The organism is Mesorhizobium sp. M0184 (genome assembly GCF_040322215.1).
In the GTDB taxonomy this organism is placed as follows: Bacteria; Pseudomonadota; Alphaproteobacteria; order Rhizobiales; family Rhizobiaceae; genus Mesorhizobium.
In genome coordinates, this window is record NZ_JAMYSZ010000014.1 from 37,370 (window position 1) to 58,571 (window position 21,202).

Below are 21,202 nucleotides of genomic sequence, written 5' to 3' on the forward strand. Positions count from 1 at the left end.
AAGTTTGCTGGGGCGAAATCAGAGACGCTTGCCGGTCTCTGCGTCGAAGAGATGCACCTGGTCGAGCCGCGGTTTCAGGTGCAGTGTGTCGCCCGGCTTGAAGTCGTGGCGCTCACGGAACAGCGCCACCATCTCGCCCTCGCCGAAGCGCAGGAACACCAAAGTCTCGGAACCGGTCGGCTCGACCACCGAAATCTTCGCCGGAACACCATCGGGATGGATTTCGAGATGCTCGGGCCGCACGCCGTAGACGACATTACGGCCATCCTCGACGGCACTGGTCGCCGCAATCGGGAACGGCGTCCCGGCGATCTCGACGACGGGCTTGTCGCCCTTGCGCACGACGCCCTTGAGCAGGTTCATCGAGGGCGAGCCGATGAAGCCGGCGACAAACAGGTTGGCCGGCCGGTCGAATAATTCCAGCGGCGCGCCGACCTGTTCGATGCGACCGTCGCGCATCACCACGATCTTGTCGGCCATGGTCATGGCCTCGATCTGGTCGTGGGTGACGTAGATGGTGGTGGTCTTCAGCCGCTGGTGCAGTTCCTTGATCTCGGTGCGCATCTGGACACGCAGCTTGGCGTCGAGATTGGAGAGCGGCTCGTCGAAGAGGAACACCTGCGGGTTGCGCACGATGGCGCGGCCCATGGCGACGCGCTGGCGCTGGCCGCCAGAGAGCTGGCGCGGATAGCGCTTGAGGTAGGGATTGAGGTCGAGGATGTCGGCGGCGCGCTTGACCCGCTCAGTGACCACCGCCGGGTCGGTTTTGCGCAGCTTGAGAGCAAAGGCCATGTTCTGCTCGACCGTCTTGTGCGGATAGAGCGCGTAGTTCTGGAACACCATGGCGATGTCGCGCTTGGCCGGCGGCAGATGGTTGACGACGCGCTCGCCGATGGCGATGGTGCCGCCGGAGACCGTTTCCAGCCCGGCCACCATCCTCAGCAGCGTGGACTTGCCGCAGCCGGAAGGCCCGACCAGCACCACGAACTGCCCGTCGGCGATGTCGACGCTGACATCGTGCAGAACCTTGACGGTTCCGAACGCCTTGGCCACATTGCGGATCGCGACTTGAGCCATCATTCCCCCTTCAGTTGCCGTGAAGCTAAACAACGCAAACGGCGAGGGCAAGTCAGTCTCTTATAGATAAAAAACCCATTCACGTTGACACCGCACTTCGTTGTGCGAATAGTGACAGTGTCCGGCTTATGACCCTGTTCCGGGCGCACCGGTACGCTTGTCCGGCACTGAATGCCAAGCGTCGCGGGAGGGAGAATTCGGGCCGCTATTTACGGGAGTCGCTGTCGTTGGGGAACATAATCGGCGCTCCACCATCTGAACCAATTCACAATTGACCTTCTGGGAGGAACGAAATGAAAGTCAGCCTTTATAACCAACTTGTCCGCGCCGGGGCCACCCGCCGCGACGTGCTGAAGGGAGCGGCCAGCATGGCCGCCCTCGCGGCGGCCTCAAGCGCCGGACTTGGTGCGCTGACGCGCACGGCTGCGGCCGCCGACGACCTGCGTGCGCAGATCCTGCAGATCCCGGGTGTCGGCAAGGGTCAGCCGACCGATGCCGACTTCCAGCAGGTCGGCGAGCTTTGCCTTGGCGCCACCAAGGCCAATGTCAAGGAAGGCGAATTCGCCGGTGTCGAACTCACCTTCATGGGCCTCAACAACCAGAACCTGCACAATGTGCTGTTTCGCGGCTTCCTGAAGCCGTGGGAGACCTATACCGGCGCCAAGATCAACTGGATCGACCTGGCGCAGGCTGACTACAACGCCCGCCTGCAGCAGTCGATCGCGACCGGCACCGTCGATTTCGACATCATCGAAATGGGGGCACCGTTCGAAGGCGACGTCTGCGGCAAGGGTCTCACCTCCGAGATGCCGGACTGGGTCAAGGACCAGATCGACATGAAGGATGTCGTGGCCTATCTGCAGCCGCCGGTGGGCACATGGGACGGCAAGCAATATCGCGTGACCGTTGACGGCGACGCACATAATTTCAACTACCGCACCGACGTGTTTGCCGATGCCGACCTCGCCAAGGCCTGGAAGGACGGCGGCGGAGAAGGCGAATGGGGCGTGCCGAAGACCTGGCAGCAGGTGCAGGCGGTGACGAAATTCCTCAAGGGCAAGCAGGTGAAGGGCCAGGATGTCTTTGGCTACCTCGATGCGCCCAAGCCCTGGGGCGGTTTCGGCTTCTATTTCCTCGGCAGCCGCGCCAGCGCCTACGCCAAGCATCCCGATGACAAGGCCTGGCTGTTCGATGCCGACACGATGAAGCCGCGCGTCAACAATCCGGCATGGGTGCGGGCGATCCAGGACGTCATCGATGCCCTGCCCTCCGAACCCGCCGACCAGATCAATGCCGACCCGAACACCACCGCCTTCCAGCAATTCCTGGCAGGCACCGGTTCGATGGTCACCTGGTGGGGCGACGTCGGTTCGAACGTCAAGACCAACGATTCCTCGGTCGTCGGCGACATCACCGGCTTTTCGATCCTGCCGGGCTCGGACGACGTCTACAACTCCAAGACCGGGCAGTGGGACAAGCTCGCCAGCGGGCCGAACCATGCGCCAAACTGCGCCTATCTCGGCTGGGGCGTTTATGTCATGGCCCGTGTCGACAGCGACGAAAAGAAGAAGAAGGCGGCATGGTCTGCCGCTGCCCATCTCGGCGGCAAGGACCTGTCGCTCTGGTGCGCGGCCTATCCGTCGGGTTTCCAGCCCTATCGCAACTCGCATTTCAACATTCCGGAATGGGTGGCGGCGGGCTACGACGAGGCGTTCATCACCTCGTATCTGAAGTCGGAAGCCGACAGCTACAACCATCCGAACGCGGCGATCGAGCCGCGCATCCCCGGCATCTTCCAGTACTACAGCGCTGCCGAGGACATTTTGGCCAACACCTTTGCCGGCAAGATGAAGGCGCAGGAAGGCGCCGACGCCATCGCAGCCGCCTGGGAGAAGCTGACCGACCAGATCGGGCGCGACAACCAGGTCAAGCTCTACAAGGCCTCGCTCGGCATGTAGGCTGAGATCGTGAAACTTGGTCCGGCAGCGCACGGCCGCCGGACCTCCCCTTGACCGACTTGGCCTCGACCGGCTCAGCCGGATCATCGAGCCTCCTGTGAACGGGCAAGACGCGTGGCTGACCGGACCCTGGGTGACCAGACTTTGTCGACAAGTGAATGGCCGGCAGGCGCCGTGCCATCCGACCTGATACCGCGGAGCCGCAAACGGCTTGGCTGGGCGCTGATGGCTGCTGCAACGCTCGGCCTTCTGGCGGTGATCGCGCTGCAAATCCTCTACAAGAGCGAGGTCGACACTATCGGCTTCGACACCTGGCGGCCGGTGGTCTACGCCTATGTGCTGTGGGGTGTCGCGCTCGGCATCGGCCAGGTACTGACGCGCGGCGAGGACGGCCAGCGCGCGCTGTTCCTGCTGCCGGCGCTGCTGTTTACCATTGCCATGGTGATCTTCCCGACGCTGTTCGGCTTCTACATCGCGCTGACCGACTGGAACCTCAGTTCCTTCAGCGGACGGCAGTTCAACGGGCTCGACAATTTCTGGCAGATGCTGAACGACGCCTATTATCGCAATGCGCTGTTCAACATGGTGCTCTACGTGTTGGCGGTGTTCGTCGAATATGTCATCGCCTTCGGCCTGGCGCTGCTGCTCAACGCGCAGATTAGGGCACGAAAATTCTTCCGCGTCGTGTTTCTCATGCCGCTGATGCTGTCGCCGGTGGCGGTGTCGTGGATGATCGGCAAGTCGCTGATGGAATACCGCTTCGGGCCCGCCGCGACGCTGGCACGGCATCTCGGCTGGGAAAACCCGGCCTTCTTCTCCAACCCGATCACCGCCCGCATCTCGATCATGGTGCTCGACGCGTGGACGTTCATCCCGTTCATGATGATCATGCTGCTCGCCGGCCTGCAGGCGATGTCGCGCGAGGTGCTCGAGGCAGCGCGTGTCGATGGCGCGACTGCCTGGCAGACCTTCTGGCAGGTCACCTTCCCGCTGATGCTGCCGGTGTCGGTGACAGCGGTCATCCTGCGCATCATCTTCAAGCTGAAGCTCGCCGACATCATCATCACCGTCACCTCCGGCGGGCCAGGCGGCGCGACCGATTCGGTGTCCAGTTTCATCTACCGCGAATATCGCGACCGCTCGAACGTCGGCTACGGCACGATGCTGGCGATGGCCTATTTGATCATCATCATCGTGTTCGTGACCTGGCTGCTGAAGTTCGCCAGCCGCTTCGTGCGCAACGTCAATTGATCGGGCCGGCAAGATGAGCGTTCAAACCACCGACTTTGCCGCCTCCGAAATCCGCTCGCCGGCGAGCTTCGTCGCCAACCGCGTCTTCATCTACGGCGCCCTCATCTTCTGGGCTTTCATCTGCCTGTTCCCGATCTATTGGACGATAACCACCTCGTTCAAGACCGCGGTCGATGTCACCCAGGGCCATCTGATCCCGTTCGTCGACTTCCGGCCCGACTGGAAGGGCTGGCGTTCGCTCGGCCTGTCGCCGGACTCGATCTTTCGGACGTCGACTGTGCGCGACGAATTCATCAAGCGTTTCATGAATTCGGTCATCACTTCGGTCGGCGCGTCGACCCTCGCCATCGTCATCGGCAGCCTCGCCGCCTACGGGCTGACCCGCTATCGTTACAAGTTCGCCTGGTTCAGGAACGAGGATATTTCCTTCTTCTTCCTGTCGCAGCTGATCCTGCCGCCGGTGGTTTTGGCCCTGCCCTTCCTCGTGCTTTACCGGGAGGTCGGCCTGCTCGACACACGCGTCGGGCTGATCCTGCTCTACACGCTGATGGTGTTGCCGATCGTCATCTGGATCATGCGCGACCAGTTCAACTCCATCCCGGTGGAGCTGGAGGAGGCAGCACTCGTCGACGGCCTGTCGATCTGGGGCGCCTTCTTGCGCATCGTCATGCCGATCGCGCTGCCGGGCATGGTCGCCGCCTTCATCCTGGCGATGGTGCTGTGCTGGAACGAGTATTTCTTCGCCGCGCTTTTGACCTCGACCGACGCAAAGACCATTCCTGTCATGGTGGCCAGCCAGACCGGCTCACAAGGCATCAACTGGTGGTCGATGGCAGCGCTTGCCACCGCCGCCATCACACCGCTCGCCGTCATCGGCATCGCGCTCGAGCGTTACCTGATCATGGGCATGACAGCGGGCGCGGTGAAATAACTGCGCCGGTTCTCCCTTCTCCCCTTGTTGTGGGAGAAGGGAAAAGCGCGCTAACCCGAAAGTGTTGCCCGCAAATGCTCGAGGATCATGGCAACCCCTTTTTGCCCCAATTCCGCCGAGGCTTCGGGCGCACTTGCCGTGTACCAGCCGGTGTTGTCGGCGAAGCGGCCGGCATCCACCGCTTCCGGGCACAGCGCCAGCATCAGTGACGTCTCGCCGGTGCCGGCATGGTCGAACGGGTACCGGCTGTGCATTGAAGCCGGCATCAGTGGATGCACCCGCACCCAGTTGAAGAAATTGCTGCCCTCGGCGTGCTCGGCATAATAGTCGGCCATAGCCGGAGAGCCCCACCAGCCTTCGCCACGTTCTTTCTCCAGGAAGCGGAAGATCGCCTGCCGGCCGGCGGCCTTGAAGGCGAGATCGGTCGGCATGCCGGCGGCAAAATTTTCGGTCTGGTGGTGAATGACGGCGTGGATGTTGCGGAAGCCGATGCGCAGCAGGCTGTAGAACAGTTCTTCCGCAAATGGCGCCAGCACATTGCCGCCGACCTGCAGCGAACCACTGCCCTCCGGTGCTGCAACAGCATAGCTCGCCGCGCCGTAATGGAAGGGCGGCAGAATGACGATCTCGGCTTCTTTTTCGAACAGTTCCAGGCTCTTGACCACCGCCAGCGTGTCCATTCCGACGGCCATGTGCTCGCCGTGATATTCAAGCACACCCAGCGGCAACACGACCGGCCAGTTTTCGGCGATCACCTTGCGTATCTGATGCGGCAGCATCAATTCGTAGCGCATGACACCTACTCCATATTGGTGTGGCGGGCGCGCATCGCTTCCGGTGAGACGCCGGTCAGATCCCTGAGCTTCAGCACCATCACTTCGAAGAGGACGAACAGCGCGCCTTCGAAAACCGAGCCCATCGGCAGGACGGATGTCTTTTCAGGGCCCTGGTCGTCGGCCATGGTCTGAGCCGGGATAAGCAGTGTGAAGTCGGCCAGCTTCGCGGCAGTGCTGTCGGCTTGCGCGGTGAGCAGCAGGACTGTGGCACCGGCCTCGCGCGCGACCTGCATCAAGGTCAGCACCGTCGACGTCTCACCCGGGCCGGAACTTGCGAGGAAGACATCGCCCTCGCCCAGCGGCGGCGTGGTCATGTCGCCGACGACCGACACCGGCAGACCGAGATGGTAGAGCCGCATGGCAAAACCCTTGACCTGCATCGCCTCGCGGCCGCAGCCATAGGTGACGATCTTTTTCGCGCCAGCCAGGATGGCGCAAGCCGCGTCGATGCGGCTTGCGTCGATACGCTCCAGCACGGTGCCAAGCTCGCTCAGCGCAATCCCAAACAGGTTTTCGCCGGCGTCCGTCATGACATTTGCACCAGCTTGCCGGTGCCGGAGAACCATTTGAATATCTCAGTCACATCTGCCCCGAACAGCTTGTTTTCACTCATGCTATCACCGCGAAAATCGGTGTCCAACGACACGCAGTGCTTTTGATGCGCCACAGCCGTGATAGTGTCACGGCAAATCGCAAATGAGGAAACGACGGCCTATGAAGACACGGCATTTCGACCGCATCGGCAATGGCGGCATCACCTTCACCGAGCTCGGCTTCGGCACTGCGCCGCTCGGCAATCTCTACCGCGCCGTCTCCGACGAGGATGCCAATGCTACGCTGGAGGCGGCATGGCGGGTCGGCTGCCGCTACTACGACACCGCGCCGCTCTATGGGCTGGGCCTTGCCGAAACGCGGCTCAATCCGTTCCTGCGTTCGAAGAAGCGTGACGACTACGTGCTGTCCAGCAAAGTCGGGCGCATCATGCGCGCCTGCCCGCCGGAACAGCGCACCGGCATTGGCAAATTCTTCGACACCCCATCGCGCCGCGAGGTCTACGATTACAGCTATGACGGCGTCATGCGCTCCTTCGAAGCCTCGCTGGAACGGCTCGGCGTCGACCGCATCGACATCCTCTTCGTGCATGATGTCGACATCTTCACCCATGGCAGCAAGGAAGCCTCGGACCAGCGCATTCAGGAATTCATGAGCTCCGGCTACTACGGATTGCTGGCATTGCGCGATCAGGGCGTGATCAAGGCGTTCGGCGGCGGCATCAACGAGTGGCAGGTTGCCCAGACGCTGGCCGAGCGCGGCGATTTCGATCTGTTCCTGCTTGCCGGGCGTTACACGCTGCTGGAGCAGGAAGCGCTGCAGTCTTTCCTGCCGCTATGCCAGCAACGCGGCATCGGCATCGTTCTCGGCGGGCCGTACAATTCCGGCATCCTGGCAACCGGGCCGAAGCCCGGCGCCTACTACAACTATTCGGAGGCGCCGCAGGACATCATCGACCGCGTCACCCGCATCGAGGCCGTCTGCAAGCGCCACGGCGTGCGCCTGATCGAGGCGGCGCTGCAGTTCCCGCTGCTGCATCCTTCCGTCGTCTCGGTAATCCCCGGCGGCCAGCGGCCGGGCGAAGTCGAAAGCAATCGCTCGCTGCTCGACGCGAAACCGCCATCGGCGCTGTGGGCCGATCTCAAGACAGAAGGCTTGATGCGCGCGGATGCGCCGACGGCATAGTGCCGCCTTTCCAACGACGTTGCGGGCACAGAAAAGAAAAACCGGATATACCGGCTTTTCTTTTCTCTGAAAGACTTAAGGAGGCGCTTAGTTGACCGCGTCCTTGAGGCCCTTGCCGGCCGAGAACTTCGGCACGGTGCGCGCCGGGATCTTCACTTCCGCACCGGTCTGCGGATTGCGGCCGGTCGACGCGGCGCGTTGTGACACGGTGAAATTTCCGAAGCCGACAAGCCGGACATCGCCGCCCTTTTTCAGTTCGCCGGTGATGACGGAAAACACCGCATCAACCGCCGACTGCGCGTCACCCTTCGAAATACTCGCGGCATCGGCGACAGCGGACACCAGTTCGTTCTTGTTCATAAAAATTCCCTTCCATGAGAAAACCGGAACACTCGACTCATCCGGCAGGAAACGGACTTTAGAAAGAAGCGCTCCGGCAACCAAGTCGAAAAGCGCCGGGAAAGTCGAAAAAGCCCGGAAATCCGGGGTTCTTCACATGAAAAAGCCGGGCTCAAGGCCCGGCTCTCTCTTTGTGCATTGCAACTTTAGCAAGAGCTAATGCGCCAGCGATTTACCAGCTTCGTCCCCGACATCGACCACGGCCGGCGCATTGACGGGTTCAACCCACTGGATCGGTTCCGGCATGCGCACCAGCGCATGGCGCAACACTTCGCCAACCCGTGAGACCGGAATGATCTCCATGCCGCTCTTCACGTTCTCCGGAATCTCCGCCAGATCCTTGGCGTTCTCTTCCGGGATCAGCACCTTCTTGATGCCGCCGCGAAGTGCGGCAAGCAGCTTCTCCTTGAGGCCGCCGATCGGCAGCACCCTGCCGCGCAGCGTGATCTCGCCGGTCATCGCCACATCGGCCTTGACCGGGATTCCGGTCAGCACCGAGACGATCGCCGTCGCCATCGCCACGCCAGCCGACGGTCCGTCCTTGGGCGTTGCGCCTTCCGGCACGTGGACGTGGATATCGCGCTTGTCGAACAGCGGCGGCTCGACGCCGAAATCGATGGCCCGCGAGCGGACATAGGACGCCGCCGCCGAAATCGATTCCTTCATAACGTCGCGCAGATTGCCCGTCACGGTCATGCGGCCCTTGCCGGGCATCATGACACCTTCCACCGTCAACAGCTCGCCGCCGACTTCCGTCCAGGCGAGCCCGGTGACCACGCCGACCTGATCGTCGCTCTCGACCTGGCCGAAGCGGAAGCGCGGAACACCAAGATAATCGGCAAGATTGTCCGCCGTGATGTTGATCGTCTTCTTCTTCGTCTTCAGGATCTCGGTCACCGCCTTGCGCCCGAGCTTCATCAGCTCGCGCTCCAGGCTCCTGACGCCCGCTTCACGGGTGTAGGTCTGGATGATGCCGCGGATCGCGTCCTCGCCGACGGAGAATTCCTTCGGCTGCAACGCGTGGTCGCGGATCACCTTGGGCATCAGGTGACGCTTGGCGATCTCGATCTTCTCGTCCTCGGTGTAGCCGGCGATGCGGATGATCTCCATGCGGTCCATCAAGGGCGCAGGGATGTTCAGCGTGTTCGCCGTCGTCACGAACATCACGCTCGACAGGTCGTATTCGACCTCGAGGTAATGGTCCATGAACGTCGAGTTCTGCTCGGGATCGAGCACCTCGAGCAAAGCCGATGACGGATCGCCGCGGAAATCCTGGCCCATCTTGTCGATCTCGTCGAGCAGGAAGAGCGGGTTGGATTTCTTTGCCTTCTTCATCGACTGGATGACCTTGCCGGGCATCGAGCCGATATAGGTGCGGCGGTGACCACGGATCTCGGCCTCGTCGCGCACGCCGCCCAGTGCCATGCGGATGAACTCACGGCCGGTCGCCTTGGCGATCGACTTGCCGAGCGAGGTCTTGCCGACGCCGGGAGGTCCGACGAGGCACAGGATCGGCCCCTTCAGCTTCTTCTGGCGGCTCTGCACGGCGAGGTATTCGACGATGCGGTCCTTGACCTTGTCGAGGCCGAAATGGTCGGTATCGAGCACGTTCTGGGCAAAGGCCAGATCCTGCTTGACCTTGGAGTTCCTGCCCCACGGGATCGACAGCAGCCAGTCGAGATAGTTGCGCACGACGGTCGATTCAGCCGACATCGGCGACATCGTCCGCAGCTTCTTCAGTTCGGCTTCCGCCTTTTCGCGGGCCTCCTTGGAGAGCTTGGTCTTCTTGATGCGCGCCTCGATCTCGGCGGCCTCGTCGCGGCCGTCCTCGCCCTCGCCGAGCTCCTTCTGGATCGCCTTCATCTGCTCGTTGAGGTAGTATTCGCGCTGCGTCTTCTCCATCTGGCGCTTGACGCGCGAGCGGATGCGCTTCTCCACCTGGAGCACCGAGATTTCGGCTTCCATGAAGCCCATCGCCTTTTCCAGCCGTTCCTTGACGGACAGCGTGGCGAGCATCTCCTGCTTCTCGGGGATCTTGATGGCAAGATGCGAAGCGACCGTGTCGGCGAGCTTGGAATAGTCGTCGATCTGGCTGGCGGCACCCACCACTTCGGGCGAGATCTTCTTGTTCAGCTTGACGTAGTTCTCGAAGTCGGTGACGACGGAACGGGCCAGCGCCTCGACCTCGACCTCTTCCTCCTCCGGTTCGACCAGCGCCGCAGCACGGGCTTCATGGAAGTCGGGACGGTCGGTGAACGCGACGATTTTCGCGCGCGAGGCGCCTTCGACCAGCACCTTCACGGTGCCGTCCGGCAGTTTCAGCAATTGCAGCACATTGGCGAGCGTGCCGATGTCAAAGATGGCATCGGGCTCCGGATCGTCGTCGGCGGCATTCATCTGGGTCGCAAGCAGGATCTGCTTTTCCTGACCCATCACTTCTTCCAGCGCCTTGATCGACTTTTCACGCCCGACGAAGAGCGGAACGATCATGTGCGGGAACACCACGATGTCGCGCAGTGGGAGGACTGCGAAGACGCCGTCGCTGGGAGCCTTGGATAATTTGGCCATTGTCCAACCTTTCATGTCGCGGCCGCCAATCGGCCAACCGCGAATCTCATATTAACGACCGGGGATCGTTCCGCCTACCACCGTTTGTGACGGGAGTTTTACAGCACAGAATTCGGCACCACGGCCTTCTGCCTTTAGTTGGAGGCACGGCGGGTAAAGATCAAGGGTCAACACGGTCCGTCCCTCCAATCCGCAGCCATTAGGCGGCGCCGTACGCGGTGTGCGACAGCAAAACGGCGCCCTGCGGCGCCGTTTCAGAAAAATCCATTGCCGGCTCACGTCAGGCGCTGACGTTGCCCTTCTTTTCCTTCTGCTCGGAATAGATGTAGAGCGGCCTCGCGTTGCCTGACACCACCTCTTCCGAAATAACGACTTCGCGCACGCCTTCCAGCGCCGGCAGCTCGAACATGGTGTCGAGCAGGATCGCTTCCATGATCGAACGAAGGCCGCGCGCGCCGGTCTTGCGCTCGATGGCGCGCTTGGCGATCGCCGACAGCGCGTTCTCGTGGAAGGTCAGGTCGACATTCTCCATCTCGAACAGCCGCTGATACTGCTTGACCAGCGCGTTCTTCGGCTCGGTCAGGATCTGGATCAGCGCCGGCTCGTCGAGGTCCTCCAGCGTCGCCAGGACAGGCAAACGGCCGACGAACTCTGGAATGAGGCCGAACTTCAAGAGATCCTCAGGCTCGACCAGGCGGAAAACATCGCCGGTGCGGCGATCCTCGGGCGAAGCGACGATGGCGCCGAAACCGATCGAGGTCTTCCTGCCGCGATCCGAGATGATCTTGTCCAGGCCGGCGAAAGCGCCACCGCAGATGAACAGGATGTTGGCGGTGTCGACCTGCAGGAATTCCTGCTGCGGATGCTTCCTGCCGCCCTGCGGCGGCACGGAGGCGACAGTGCCTTCCATGATCTTCAAAAGTGCCTGCTGCACGCCCTCGCCCGAGACGTCGCGGGTGATCGAGGGATTGTCCGACTTGCGCGAGATCTTGTCGATCTCGTCGATATAGACGATGCCGCGCTGGGCGCGCTCGACATTGTAGTCGGCCGACTGCAACAGCTTCAGGATGATGTTCTCGACATCCTCGCCGACATAGCCGGCCTCGGTCAGCGTCGTCGCGTCGGCCATGGTGAAGGGGACGTCGATGATGCGGGCCAGCGTCTGCGCCAGCAACGTCTTGCCGCAGCCGGTCGGGCCGATCAGCAGGATGTTAGACTTCGCCAGTTCGACGTCGTTGTTCTTGCCGGCATGGGCGAGGCGCTTGTAGTGATTGTGGACGGCCACCGACAGCACGCGCTTGGCGTAGGGCTGGCCGATGACGTAGTCGTCGAGAACCTTGAGGATTTCCTGCGGGGTCGGCACGCCCTCGCGCGACTTCACCATCGAGGTCTTGTTCTCCTCGCGGATGATGTCCATGCACAGTTCGACGCATTCGTCGCAGATGAACACCGTCGGCCCGGCGATCAGCTTGCGCACTTCGTGCTGGCTTTTGCCGCAAAACGAGCAATAAAGCGTGTTCTTGGAATCACCGCTGTTGTTGCCGACCTTGCTCATTTTCCTGTCCTTTCATGGCCGCCCGCCGATGGTCTGGTTGAAAGGGCGCATATTCAATCTATCGCGGGAATCCGCTGCCGCCAGTGCCCCGGCTCCCGCAACGCATTCCGTACGAAACACAAATCGGAAAACGGGGCAATGATTCGAACAACCCCACGCAAAGCTAAGCCGTCGAAAATCAACATAGCCTTAACGTAGGCAATTGCACCCGTCGAGGGAACAGCCAATTGTGGCCGAAATGCCGCAAGCTGCGCCAAAAGCGCGTGATCCCGCCACTCATTGCCACTGCGGGGCCACCGCGGGCCTATAAGGCAATACCTTCGACCGGCTCACGTGACGAAATGACCTTGTCGATGAGGCCGAAATCCCTGGCCTCGTCGGCAGTCATGAAATGGTCACGGTCGAGCGTTTTTTCAATCTCATCGTAGCTCTTGCCGGTGTGCTTGACGTAAACCTCGTTGAGGCGGCGCTTCAGCTTGATGATGTCCTGGGCATGGCGCTCGATGTCGGAAGCCTGACCCTGGAAGCCGCCGGAAGGCTGGTGGACCATGATGCGGGCGTTCGGCGTGGCGAAGCGCATGTCCTTGTGGCCCGCCGTCAAGAGCAGCGAGCCCATCGAGGCGGCCTGACCGATGCAGAGCGTCGACACGGCAGGCTTGATGAACTGCATCGTGTCGTAGATCGCCATGCCGGAGGTGACGACGCCGCCGGGCGAGTTGATATAGAGGTTGATTTCCTTCTTCGGATTCTCCGCCTCGAGGAACAGCAGCTGCGCGCAGACCAGCGTCGCCATGCCATCCTCGACCGGGCCGGTGATGAAAATGATGCGCTCCTTGAGGAGCCGCGAGAAAATGTCGTAGGCCCGCTCGCCGCGATTGGTCTGTTCGACCACCATCGGAACGAGGTTCATGTAGGTTTCGACGGGGTTCTTCATGGACTATCCCTTTTTGAGGATGGGATTCCGGCGCCGGAGATTTGCAATCGGGCAGAATCGGTTCTGGATCGTTATTGTGTAAATAGGATGCCGGCTCACCCTAGCGCAAGGCCGCCTCTCCTAGCCATCCGGTTAAGTCGAATCAAGGTTTCCAAACCAGTTTCGCCTGTCGCCGTGCCGGCAGCCCCTCTCCTGCCGTGGGAAGGGGCGCTCATGCTTGGCCGTTGTTTAGCAGTTTCTTAACCGCATCGCTTAACGAAAAGTGGTGAAACCGCTTTTTCCGGCCACGGCTTGCCCTACAATTCAACGTTGAACTCGCTTCACGCAGTTCAAACAGGGGGAGTGCGATGATCAAGAAAGTTGCTTCCTTGGCCCTTACCGGCATCAGCGTTCTCGGCATGGCGTCCGAAACGGCTGCCGGCGGACGCGCGGTCGAATGCTACGAGCAGGTCAATCGGCCGGCCGTCTACGACACCGTCTACGAGGATGTGCTCGTCAGCCCAGCCGGCCAGCAGGTGCAGTATGAAGCGCCGATCTACGGGACGCGCGAGCGCGTGGTGCAGATCGCACCGGCGCGCGTCAGCTACGAGATCGTGCCCGCCACTACCCGCACCATCTACCGGTCCGTGAGGGTCAATGACGGCGGCTATTCCTGGGAATGGCGCATCATTCATGGCCGCAAGGTGCTGTGCAAGGTCAGGCACAGGGCGCGCTATGAACGCGTGGCCGAAATCGTCGTGGTTGAGCCGGAACGCCGACGGCGCGTTGTCCTCCCCGCCGAATACGAGAGCGTCGCCGAAGAGGTTCTCGTGCGACCGGAGCAACGGCGCATCATCGACATTCCGGCGTCTTATCAGACAGTGCCTCGCCGCGTGGTGGTCAGGGAGGGCTCATCCAGCTGGCGGCGCGTGCATATTCCGAGGCATTGCCGATACTAGGCGCTCAGGCCACCTCTGCTCTGAGCCATTTCCTCAGGCCGCCGACATCGCCGCTGCCGACGCAGGCCGCAACCCTTCTGCCGACCGCCGCGCCGAACTTGTAGCCGTGGCCGGAGCAGGCCGAGACGATCAGGCATCTGCCTTTCTGGTGGGCCAGAAATTTCTCGTCGGCGGTAAAGGTGTAGGCGCAGGTGACCACTTCGGTGACCTTGTGCTCCTCGATACGAGCGATCGGCGGTGAAAACAGGTTGCGGATTGCCTCCCCCTCGCCCGGTACCGGCTGGCGGTTCCAGTCGGCATCGCTGGTCGGCACCCTGTGCAGGCCCGAGCCGAATTTCATGCCAGCGCCGCCGGAGGGCGGGATCACGTAGCCGTCGACGCTGCCGCCAATGTTGAGGACGACCGGTGCTGCCTGCCAGACCGCTTTCAGGTCCGCCGGCGGTTCGACATAGGCGAGCGCGGTGCGCCAGGTTTTCAGCTCGCCATCCAGCTCCGGGAACAGTTTTAGCACCCAGGCGCCGGCAGCGACGACGATCCGGTCGGCCTGCATCGTTTCGCCGCCCGCCAGCACGACATGCCCGGCCTCGGCGTCGATCTCGACCACCTTGCTGTTCTCATAGACATTGGCGCCGTTCGCGCGCAGCCACCTGGCGAGGCCGGCAGCGATCTTGCGGCAGTGCAGCGCGCCGCCGTCCGGCGAAAAATACGCATAGCGGAATGAACCGGGCTGCAGGAACGGCCAGCGTTCGACCGCGGCGTCCGGCTCGAACAATTCGAACGGGTAGTTCCCGGCTTCCATGCCTTCTCGGTATTCCTCGGCCTCGTCTCCCGGCTGGCGCGAAATGCAGATGAAGCCGCGCGGATCGAGATGGGTTTCACCGAGATCGGCCCACATCTCATCCCAAGCTTCATAGGCTTCGGTGATCAGCCGGCCGTAGCCCGTTCCGGCCCGGTAGGCGCGGCGGATGATGCGATGATGGTCGCCCGACGCGGCGAGCGGATTGGGGATCGGTCCCTGCTCGACGATCGAGACGAGGTGCCCGGCCTTGACCAGCGACCAGGCCGTGGAAAGCCCGGCAATGCCTGCACCGACCACGATCACATTCATGAAAACCGTCCTTCCGCAACCGCTTCGGCGGCTCACCTCACGGGAGGGCCAACATACGGTCTGGCACCAGACTGGCAAGCCGCGCTAATGAACTGGCATGACCGAATTGAAGCCGCCCTATCTTGCCTTTGATCCAGCCTCCCGCCGCCTGCGGCTCGATCCGCACGAACCGGCTTTTTTCCAGAACCCTTACGAAGCCTATGCCTTCCTGCATGGCGCATCGAACGCCTTCTTCTGGGAGGAGTTTGGTTTCTGGTGCTTTGGCGGCTTCGACGACGTCAACCGGCTGCTGCGCGATCGCCGCTTCGGCCGCCAGAACCCGGCCGGCATTCCGGACAGCCGGGGCATCGGCCAGGATCGCGCGCATCTCAGCGCCTTCGACGGCATCGAGGCCAATTCGATGCTGGAGCTGGAGCCGCCTGTCCACACACGGCTCAGAACGCTGGTCAACCGCGCCTTCGTCTCGCGTCAGGTCGAGCGGCTCAGGCCGCGTGTCGAAGCGCTGGCCAACGAGCTGATCGACCGTTTCGAACCAGGAAGAGTCGACTTGCTGCCGGCTTTCGCCGCTCCCTTGCCGATCACCATCATTGCCGAGATGCTCGGCGTGCCGGTCGACATGGGGCCGCAGCTGCTCGACTGGTCGCATCGGATCGTCGCCATGTACATGCATGGCCGCACCCGCGAGACGGAGGACACGGCCAATCGCGCCGCGCGTGACTTTTCGAATTTTTTGCGCGGCTACGTCGCCGAGCGGCGAAAGAGGCCGGGCGAGGATCTTCTGTCGCTGCTGATTGCGGCACAGGAGGACGGCCAGAAACTGTCGGAGGACGAGCTGGTATCCTCGGCCATCCTTTTGCTCAATGCCGGCCATGAAGCAACTGTCCACCAGACCGGCAATGCGGTGCGCTCGATCCTTGCGCAAGGCGGCGACCCGCGCCGCTTCTTCGCCTCACCGGAAGCAACAGCCGCGACGGTCGAAGAGTGCCTGCGCTTCGACGCGCCGCTGCACATGTTCACGCGCTATGTCTATCAGGAGGTCGAGGCCAGGCCGGGGATCATCGTCCAGCCGGGCGAGACGATCGGGCTGTTGCTCGGCATGGCCAATCGCGACCCTACTGCGTTTGCCGAGCCCCTCGCCTTCAGGCCGGACCGTGCCGACCAGAAGAACGTATCGTTCGGCGCCGGCATCCATTTCTGCATCGGCGCGCCGCTCGCCCGGCTCGAACTGCAGGTGTCGCTGAAAACCTTGTTCGACCGGCTACCGCAGCTGCATCTTGCCGAACAGCCGCGCTTCCGCGACACCTATCATTTCCACGGCCTGGAAACGCTCGCCGTCAGAATCTGAGGACGGCTTCCGACGACAGGCTTCGAAAGCCGGCTCCGGCGAATGCCGGTCAAATAAGTAACATCTCAAGGTCGCGAGTGCCAAATAATCGCTGATCGAACGATGAAGCTACCGGAAGCAGGACCTCACACTAACAATCCCGGATGCCTACAGAAATTCGGTCATGAAGCTTGAAGAGAGACGGGATTTGAATCTTTTTGCGTCGTCTCGCGGACGATGTCGAGGAAGGCCTTCAGCACCGGCGAGGGTTGTTCATGCCGGTAGATGATTGAAGTGTCGATAGACAAGGTTCGTCCCTGGATAGGGCGATAAACGACGCCGCTCCGGCGCAAATTTTGTAGACAGGCGGGCAGCAGCGAGACGCCCAGCCCGACGGATACAAGTCCGATGATTGTCTGCTTCGGCGTTGCTTCTCGAACGATCCTCGGGCTGAACCCGGATGAACGGCACAACCCGACGATCTCGTCATAGAGGGATGGATTGATGCTGCGCGGGAACTGAATCAACGCTTCGGAGGCCAAGTCGGCTAGCGCGACCTCTGCTTCCGAGGCCAACCGATGCGTTTCCGGCAAGGCCACGATCAGGGGTTCGACCAGTATGCTTTCGACCTTCAATGCGTTGTGAACGACGGGAGGATGAACAAAACCGATATCGAGCTGGCGTTCGGCCACAGCCCTGACTTGATTGGGAATGCGCAGGTCGGTCAGGCTCAACTCGACCTCGGGATAGCGCTTGGTGAAGCGTTGGACGACAGAAGGCACCACGCTGTAGATAGCCGCGTCGATGAATCCGACAGCAAGATGGCCGGTTTCGCCACGATCGGCTTTGCGAGCAAGCTCCACCGCCTGCTCTGTCTGGTGAAGCACGGCCCTAACCTCATCAAGGAACACACGCCCCGCCGCAGTCAGTTCGACTTTGCGCTTGGTGCGTTCCAGCAAGCGCACACCCATCGCCTGTTCCAGTTGCTGGATCTGCTTTGTCAGGGGCGGCTGTGAGATATGCAAGCGCGCTGCCGCGCGCCCGAAATGCAGCTCTTCGGCGACGGCCATGAAGGACTGCATCAGCTTGTGGTTCATCTTCAGCCTTTAATTTCCCAAATAGAATTACCCATGGCTCAAACGATATTGGACGGAAAGTATCGGAATCTGCAAAATCCGGAAAGCTGCAAAATCCGGGAGACGCGCTTTGAAAAATTCCGAGATTTCACGCCGCCAGATGCTGAAAGTGCCGCTCATCGGCGCGACGATCGCCGCGACATCTCAATCCGGTCTTGTCTGCGAGGCCTTTGCCCAACCCGTTCCAGCTTCGTCGCCAGCGCCCCCTGGCGCTTTCGCCCACAATGTCGAAGCAGTAGGCTATACCGATCTCGATCATCGCCCAGCCTTCAAAATGGCGATCAGGCAGGTTGGCGAACGTTGGTATCTCTACACTGGGCACTTCTGGCACTCCGGCTGGAGCATCGTGGACGTGACCGACCCGGCCAAGCCCGAGACGGTCAAGTTCGTGCCCTATCTCGGCACGAACACTTGGACTCTACAAATAGATTTGTCCGGCGACACGATGGTGACCGCCCTCGAAAAGCCCTTTGCTAATTTCGGCGGTGACCCCGACGCACCGTTCGGCGAAGGCGTTCTGATCTGGGATATCGCGGACCCCATCAATCCGAAACAACTCAGTCACTACCGCACCGGCGGAAACGGCACACATCGCAACCTCTATCCCGGTGGACGTTATGTCCACCTTGCCGCCGGCATGCCGGGTTACAGGGGCAACATCTACGTCATCCTCGATATTTCGGATCGCTCGAATCCGCGCGAAGCCGGACGCTGGTGGGTGCCGGGCCAGCACGAGGCCGGCGGCGAGAGCTTTGCGGCTGCGAAGCCCGCCGCCGACCAGGAGACCGCCGATCGCTACCGGTTGCGATTGAAGCCGCAATGCATGTGCGGCGCCTTCTGCGCCAGCACGGGCGAAGATGTCTCGCTGCACGGCCCGCCTTATGTCACTGGCGATCTTGTCTATTTGCCTTATGGTGCGGCGGGAATCGTTGTGCTCGATATTAGCGACGTCTCCCGGCCGAGGCAGGTCGGCGGCCTGAGCTTCAGCCCTCCGTTTCATTCGCGCTTCGGTGTGCATAGCGTGCTGCCGATTCCAGAGCGCGGCATTGCCTTCGCCAATTCGGAGAACGTCGCCTATGGACGTGGTCCGATGCATCACGCTTCGATCGTCGATATTTCCGATTCCAGTGAACCCTTTCTGCTGTCGCTGTTGCCCGAACCAGTGCCACCCGAAGGCGCTCCCTATTCGGATTTCACAACTCGTGGCGGCTGGCGCGGACCGCACAACATCAACCACCACCAGCATCATCCCGATGTCCAGAAACAAGGCGATCTGTTCTATATCGCGCACTTCAACGCTGGGCTCAGGGTCTATGACGTCTCGAATACTCGGCTTCCGCGCGAGGTCGGCTACTTCATCCCGCCGGAGCCAGTCCGACGCTACGGCCCTATGCCGGAAGACAAGCTGGTTGTTCAGACCGAGGACGTGGTCGTGGACCGGCGCGGCTTCATTTACATAACTGACAAGAACCAGGGGCTATGGATTCTCCGCTACACCGGCCCGCGGCCGGAGACGGATCGAACGTGACGGTCACATTCACCCTGAATGAGGCCTTAGTCGGAGCGCGGAAGCGGAGGCAGTCATGATTTGCTGGGAAGTTTCGTAGCACCGCGACATGATGAGCCGATACGGATTTTCCGACACGGACATCGATCGCCTTTGTAAAGTCCGGCGCGATGCGAGATCAAAGCTTGATCACATACTCCTTGCGGGTCGTTTCAAGCACTTCCCAGCTTCCCTTGAAGCCCGGCCTCAGCACGAAGCTGGCGCCTGCCCTGACGGTGCGCGCATCGCCGTCGTCTTCGGCGATCACCGAAACCCCTGACAGGATGTGGCAGAACTCCCACTCATCATATTCGATGCGCCATTTGCCCGGCGTTGCTTCCCAGATGCCGGCATAAAGGCCACCGTCCTGTTCCTCGACATTCCAGGTGCGGAATTTCGGATCGCCCGAAATCAGGCGATCCGGCGCTGGTGCGCCAAGTTCCGGTTCGACGGTGTCGACGCCGACGGAAAGAAATTTCGGCGTGGTCATGGCGATCAAACCTTGGCGAGAGCCTGTTCCAGATCGGCGACGATGTCGTTGACGTCCTCGATGCCGACCGAAAGCCTGACCGTGTCCGGTCCTGCCCCGGCATTGATCTTCTGCTCGTCGGAAAGCTGGCGATGCGTGGTCGATGCCGGGTGGATGACCAGCGACTTGGTGTCGCCGACATTGGCCAGATGCGAGAACAGTTCGAGCGCCTCGACGAACTTGATGCCCGCCGCATAGCCGCCCTTCAATCCGAAGGTGAACACCGCGCCGGCGCCAAGCGGCGAGTACTTCTTCTGCAGCGCATTGTTTTTGTCGCTGGGCAGCCCGGGATAGGACACCCAGGCGACCTTGGGATGATTGGAAAGCCATCCGGCGACCGCCGCCGCATTGTCGCAGTGGCGCTGCATCCTGAGCGGCAAGGTTTCCAGACCGGTCAGGACAAGGAATGCGTTGAACGGCGAAATCGCCGCGCCGATGTCGCGCAGGCCGAGCACGCGAGCAGCGATGGCGAAGGCGAAATTGCCGAAGGTCTCGTGCAGGACGAGGCCGCCATATTCGGGGCGCGGCTCCGACAGCATCGGATATTTGCCCGACTTCGACCAATCGAAGGTGCCGCCGTCGACAATGGCGCCGCCGATCGAGTTGCCGTGACCGCCGATGAACTTGGTCAGCGAATGCACGACGATGTCGGCGCCATGTTCGATCGGCCGCAGCAGATAGGGCGAGGCCAGCGTGTTGTCGACGATCAGCGGCAGGCCGTGCTTGCGGGCAATGTCGCCGATCTTCTCGATATCGACGAAGACGCCGCCCGGATTGGCCAGGCTCTCGATGAAGATTGCCTTGGTCCTGTCGTCGATCTGGCTCTCGAAGGTCGAGATGTCATTGGTGTCGGCCCAGCGCACCTGCCAACCGAAATTCTTGAAGGCGTGGCCGAATTGGTTGATCGAGCCGCCGTAAAGCTTTGTCGCTGAAACGAAATTGTCGCCGGGCTGCATCAGATTGTGGAAGACCAGCACCTGCGCGGCATGGCCGGAGGCGACCGCAAGGCCTGCCGTGCCGCCTTCGAGTGCCGCGATGCGCTCTTCCAGCACCGCCTGGGTCGGGTTCATGATGCGGGTGTAGATGTTGCCGAACGCCTTCAGCCCGAACAGCGAGGCGGCATGGTCGGCATCGTCGAAGACGAAGGAGGTGGTCTGGTAGATCGGCGTCGCTCGCGCGCCGGTCGCCGGATCCGGCTTGGCGCCGGCATGGACGGCGAGCGTGTTGAAACCGGGCGTGCGGGCCATCGAAAAACCTCCCTCAATGGTGAATAGTGAATGGTGAATGGTGAATGGTGAATGGCAAAGTCGGCCAGCGCCACCTTGATTGCAAGCGGCTCATATGCCGCCTTGCCGGCCTTCCAGAAAAATCCTTC

General features: G+C 61.6%; 18 protein-coding genes. 7 read left to right on the plus strand and 11 right to left on the minus strand.

Annotated features, from left to right (window positions below):
- Positions 1 to 18: 18 nt before the first annotated feature.
- Entirely contained in the window at positions 19 to 1,077 is a 1,059-nt protein-coding gene (locus NKJ23_RS18355; protein ID WP_352456634.1) for an ABC transporter ATP-binding protein, read from the minus strand.
- Between the two features lie 293 nt (positions 1,078 to 1,370).
- Between NKJ23_RS18355 and NKJ23_RS18360 the strand changes: the two genes are divergently transcribed.
- From NKJ23_RS18360 to NKJ23_RS18370, 3 genes are all read left to right on the plus strand, one after another.
- Positions 1,371 to 3,035, plus strand: coding sequence for an ABC transporter substrate-binding protein (locus NKJ23_RS18360; RefSeq protein ID WP_352575956.1), 1,665 nt, complete (start codon positions 1,371 to 1,373; stop codon positions 3,033 to 3,035).
- A 129-nt stretch (positions 3,036 to 3,164) separates the two neighbouring features.
- Complete coding sequence (locus tag NKJ23_RS18365; protein ID WP_352681708.1) at positions 3,165 to 4,286, plus strand: carbohydrate ABC transporter permease; 1,122 nt, start codon at positions 3,165 to 3,167, stop codon at positions 4,284 to 4,286.
- 13 nt (positions 4,287 to 4,299) lie between these two features.
- A complete protein-coding gene (locus tag NKJ23_RS18370) occupies positions 4,300 to 5,217 on the plus strand; it encodes a carbohydrate ABC transporter permease (protein WP_352681556.1) in 918 nt (305 codons plus the stop codon).
- 50 nt (positions 5,218 to 5,267) lie between these two features.
- On the opposite strand, the gene NKJ23_RS18375 is transcribed toward NKJ23_RS18370, so the two are convergent.
- Both NKJ23_RS18375 and hxlB read right to left on the minus strand, forming a co-directional pair.
- A complete protein-coding gene (locus NKJ23_RS18375) occupies positions 5,268 to 6,011 on the minus strand; it encodes a creatininase family protein (RefSeq protein WP_352681558.1) in 744 nt (247 codons plus the stop codon).
- A gap of 5 nt (positions 6,012 to 6,016) precedes the next feature.
- Entirely contained in the window at positions 6,017 to 6,583 is a 567-nt protein-coding gene (gene hxlB / locus NKJ23_RS18380) for a 6-phospho-3-hexuloisomerase (RefSeq protein WP_352681560.1), read from the minus strand.
- 184 nt (positions 6,584 to 6,767) lie between these two features.
- Between hxlB and NKJ23_RS18385 the strand changes: the two genes are divergently transcribed.
- A complete protein-coding gene (locus NKJ23_RS18385) occupies positions 6,768 to 7,790 on the plus strand; it encodes an aldo/keto reductase (RefSeq protein WP_352681562.1) in 1,023 nt (340 codons plus the stop codon).
- Between the two features lie 87 nt (positions 7,791 to 7,877).
- Here NKJ23_RS18385 and NKJ23_RS18390 read toward each other — a convergent pair whose 3' ends face one another.
- The 4 genes from NKJ23_RS18390 to NKJ23_RS18405 all read right to left on the minus strand — a co-directional run bounded on the left by NKJ23_RS18390 (position 7,878) and on the right by NKJ23_RS18405 (position 13,246).
- Positions 7,878 to 8,150, minus strand: coding sequence for an HU family DNA-binding protein (locus NKJ23_RS18390; protein ID WP_023674657.1), 273 nt, complete (start codon positions 8,148 to 8,150; stop codon positions 7,878 to 7,880).
- Positions 8,151 to 8,345: 195 nt separating this feature from the next.
- The gene (gene lon, locus NKJ23_RS18395; RefSeq protein WP_023674656.1) at positions 8,346 to 10,757 is read right to left on the minus strand and encodes an endopeptidase La; all 2,412 of its coding nucleotides are present in this window, start codon (positions 10,755 to 10,757) and stop codon (positions 8,346 to 8,348) included.
- Between the two features lie 280 nt (positions 10,758 to 11,037).
- Complete coding sequence (gene clpX, locus NKJ23_RS18400; protein WP_006332719.1) at positions 11,038 to 12,312, minus strand: ATP-dependent Clp protease ATP-binding subunit ClpX; 1,275 nt, start codon at positions 12,310 to 12,312, stop codon at positions 11,038 to 11,040.
- A gap of 304 nt (positions 12,313 to 12,616) precedes the next feature.
- Positions 12,617 to 13,246: an ATP-dependent Clp protease proteolytic subunit gene (locus NKJ23_RS18405; protein WP_023674655.1), complete on the minus strand. Its 630-nt coding sequence runs from the start codon at positions 13,244 to 13,246 to the stop codon at positions 12,617 to 12,619.
- Positions 13,247 to 13,593: 347 nt separating this feature from the next.
- Between NKJ23_RS18405 and NKJ23_RS18410 the strand changes: the two genes are divergently transcribed.
- Positions 13,594 to 14,184, plus strand: a complete 591-nt coding sequence (locus NKJ23_RS18410) for a hypothetical protein (RefSeq protein WP_352681564.1) — start codon at positions 13,594 to 13,596, stop codon at positions 14,182 to 14,184.
- 4 nt (positions 14,185 to 14,188) lie between these two features.
- Here NKJ23_RS18410 and NKJ23_RS18415 read toward each other — a convergent pair whose 3' ends face one another.
- Positions 14,189 to 15,292 carry an NAD(P)/FAD-dependent oxidoreductase gene (locus NKJ23_RS18415; RefSeq protein WP_352681566.1) on the minus strand — a complete coding sequence of 368 codons (1,104 nt, stop codon included), beginning with the start codon at positions 15,290 to 15,292 and terminating at the stop codon, positions 14,189 to 14,191.
- A gap of 97 nt (positions 15,293 to 15,389) precedes the next feature.
- Here NKJ23_RS18415 and NKJ23_RS18420 point away from each other — a divergent pair, with 97 nt between their 5' ends.
- A complete protein-coding gene (locus NKJ23_RS18420; protein WP_352681568.1) occupies positions 15,390 to 16,637 on the plus strand; it encodes a cytochrome P450 in 1,248 nt (415 codons plus the stop codon).
- A gap of 161 nt (positions 16,638 to 16,798) precedes the next feature.
- Here the strand turns inward: NKJ23_RS18420 and NKJ23_RS18425 are convergent, their stop codons facing one another.
- Positions 16,799 to 17,713: a LysR family transcriptional regulator gene (locus tag NKJ23_RS18425; RefSeq protein ID WP_352681570.1), complete on the minus strand. Its 915-nt coding sequence runs from the start codon at positions 17,711 to 17,713 to the stop codon at positions 16,799 to 16,801.
- Positions 17,714 to 17,822: 109 nt separating this feature from the next.
- Here NKJ23_RS18425 and NKJ23_RS18430 point away from each other — a divergent pair, with 109 nt between their 5' ends.
- Complete coding sequence (locus tag NKJ23_RS18430; RefSeq protein WP_352681572.1) at positions 17,823 to 19,280, plus strand: LVIVD repeat-containing protein; 1,458 nt, start codon at positions 17,823 to 17,825, stop codon at positions 19,278 to 19,280.
- 157 nt (positions 19,281 to 19,437) lie between these two features.
- Here the strand turns inward: NKJ23_RS18430 and NKJ23_RS18435 are convergent, their stop codons facing one another.
- Entirely contained in the window at positions 19,438 to 19,788 is a 351-nt protein-coding gene (locus tag NKJ23_RS18435; protein WP_352681574.1) for a cupin domain-containing protein, read from the minus strand.
- A gap of 5 nt (positions 19,789 to 19,793) precedes the next feature.
- Positions 19,794 to 21,074: an O-acetylhomoserine aminocarboxypropyltransferase gene (locus NKJ23_RS18440; protein WP_352681575.1), complete on the minus strand. Its 1,281-nt coding sequence runs from the start codon at positions 21,072 to 21,074 to the stop codon at positions 19,794 to 19,796.
- Positions 21,075 to 21,202: the final 128 nt, after the last annotated feature.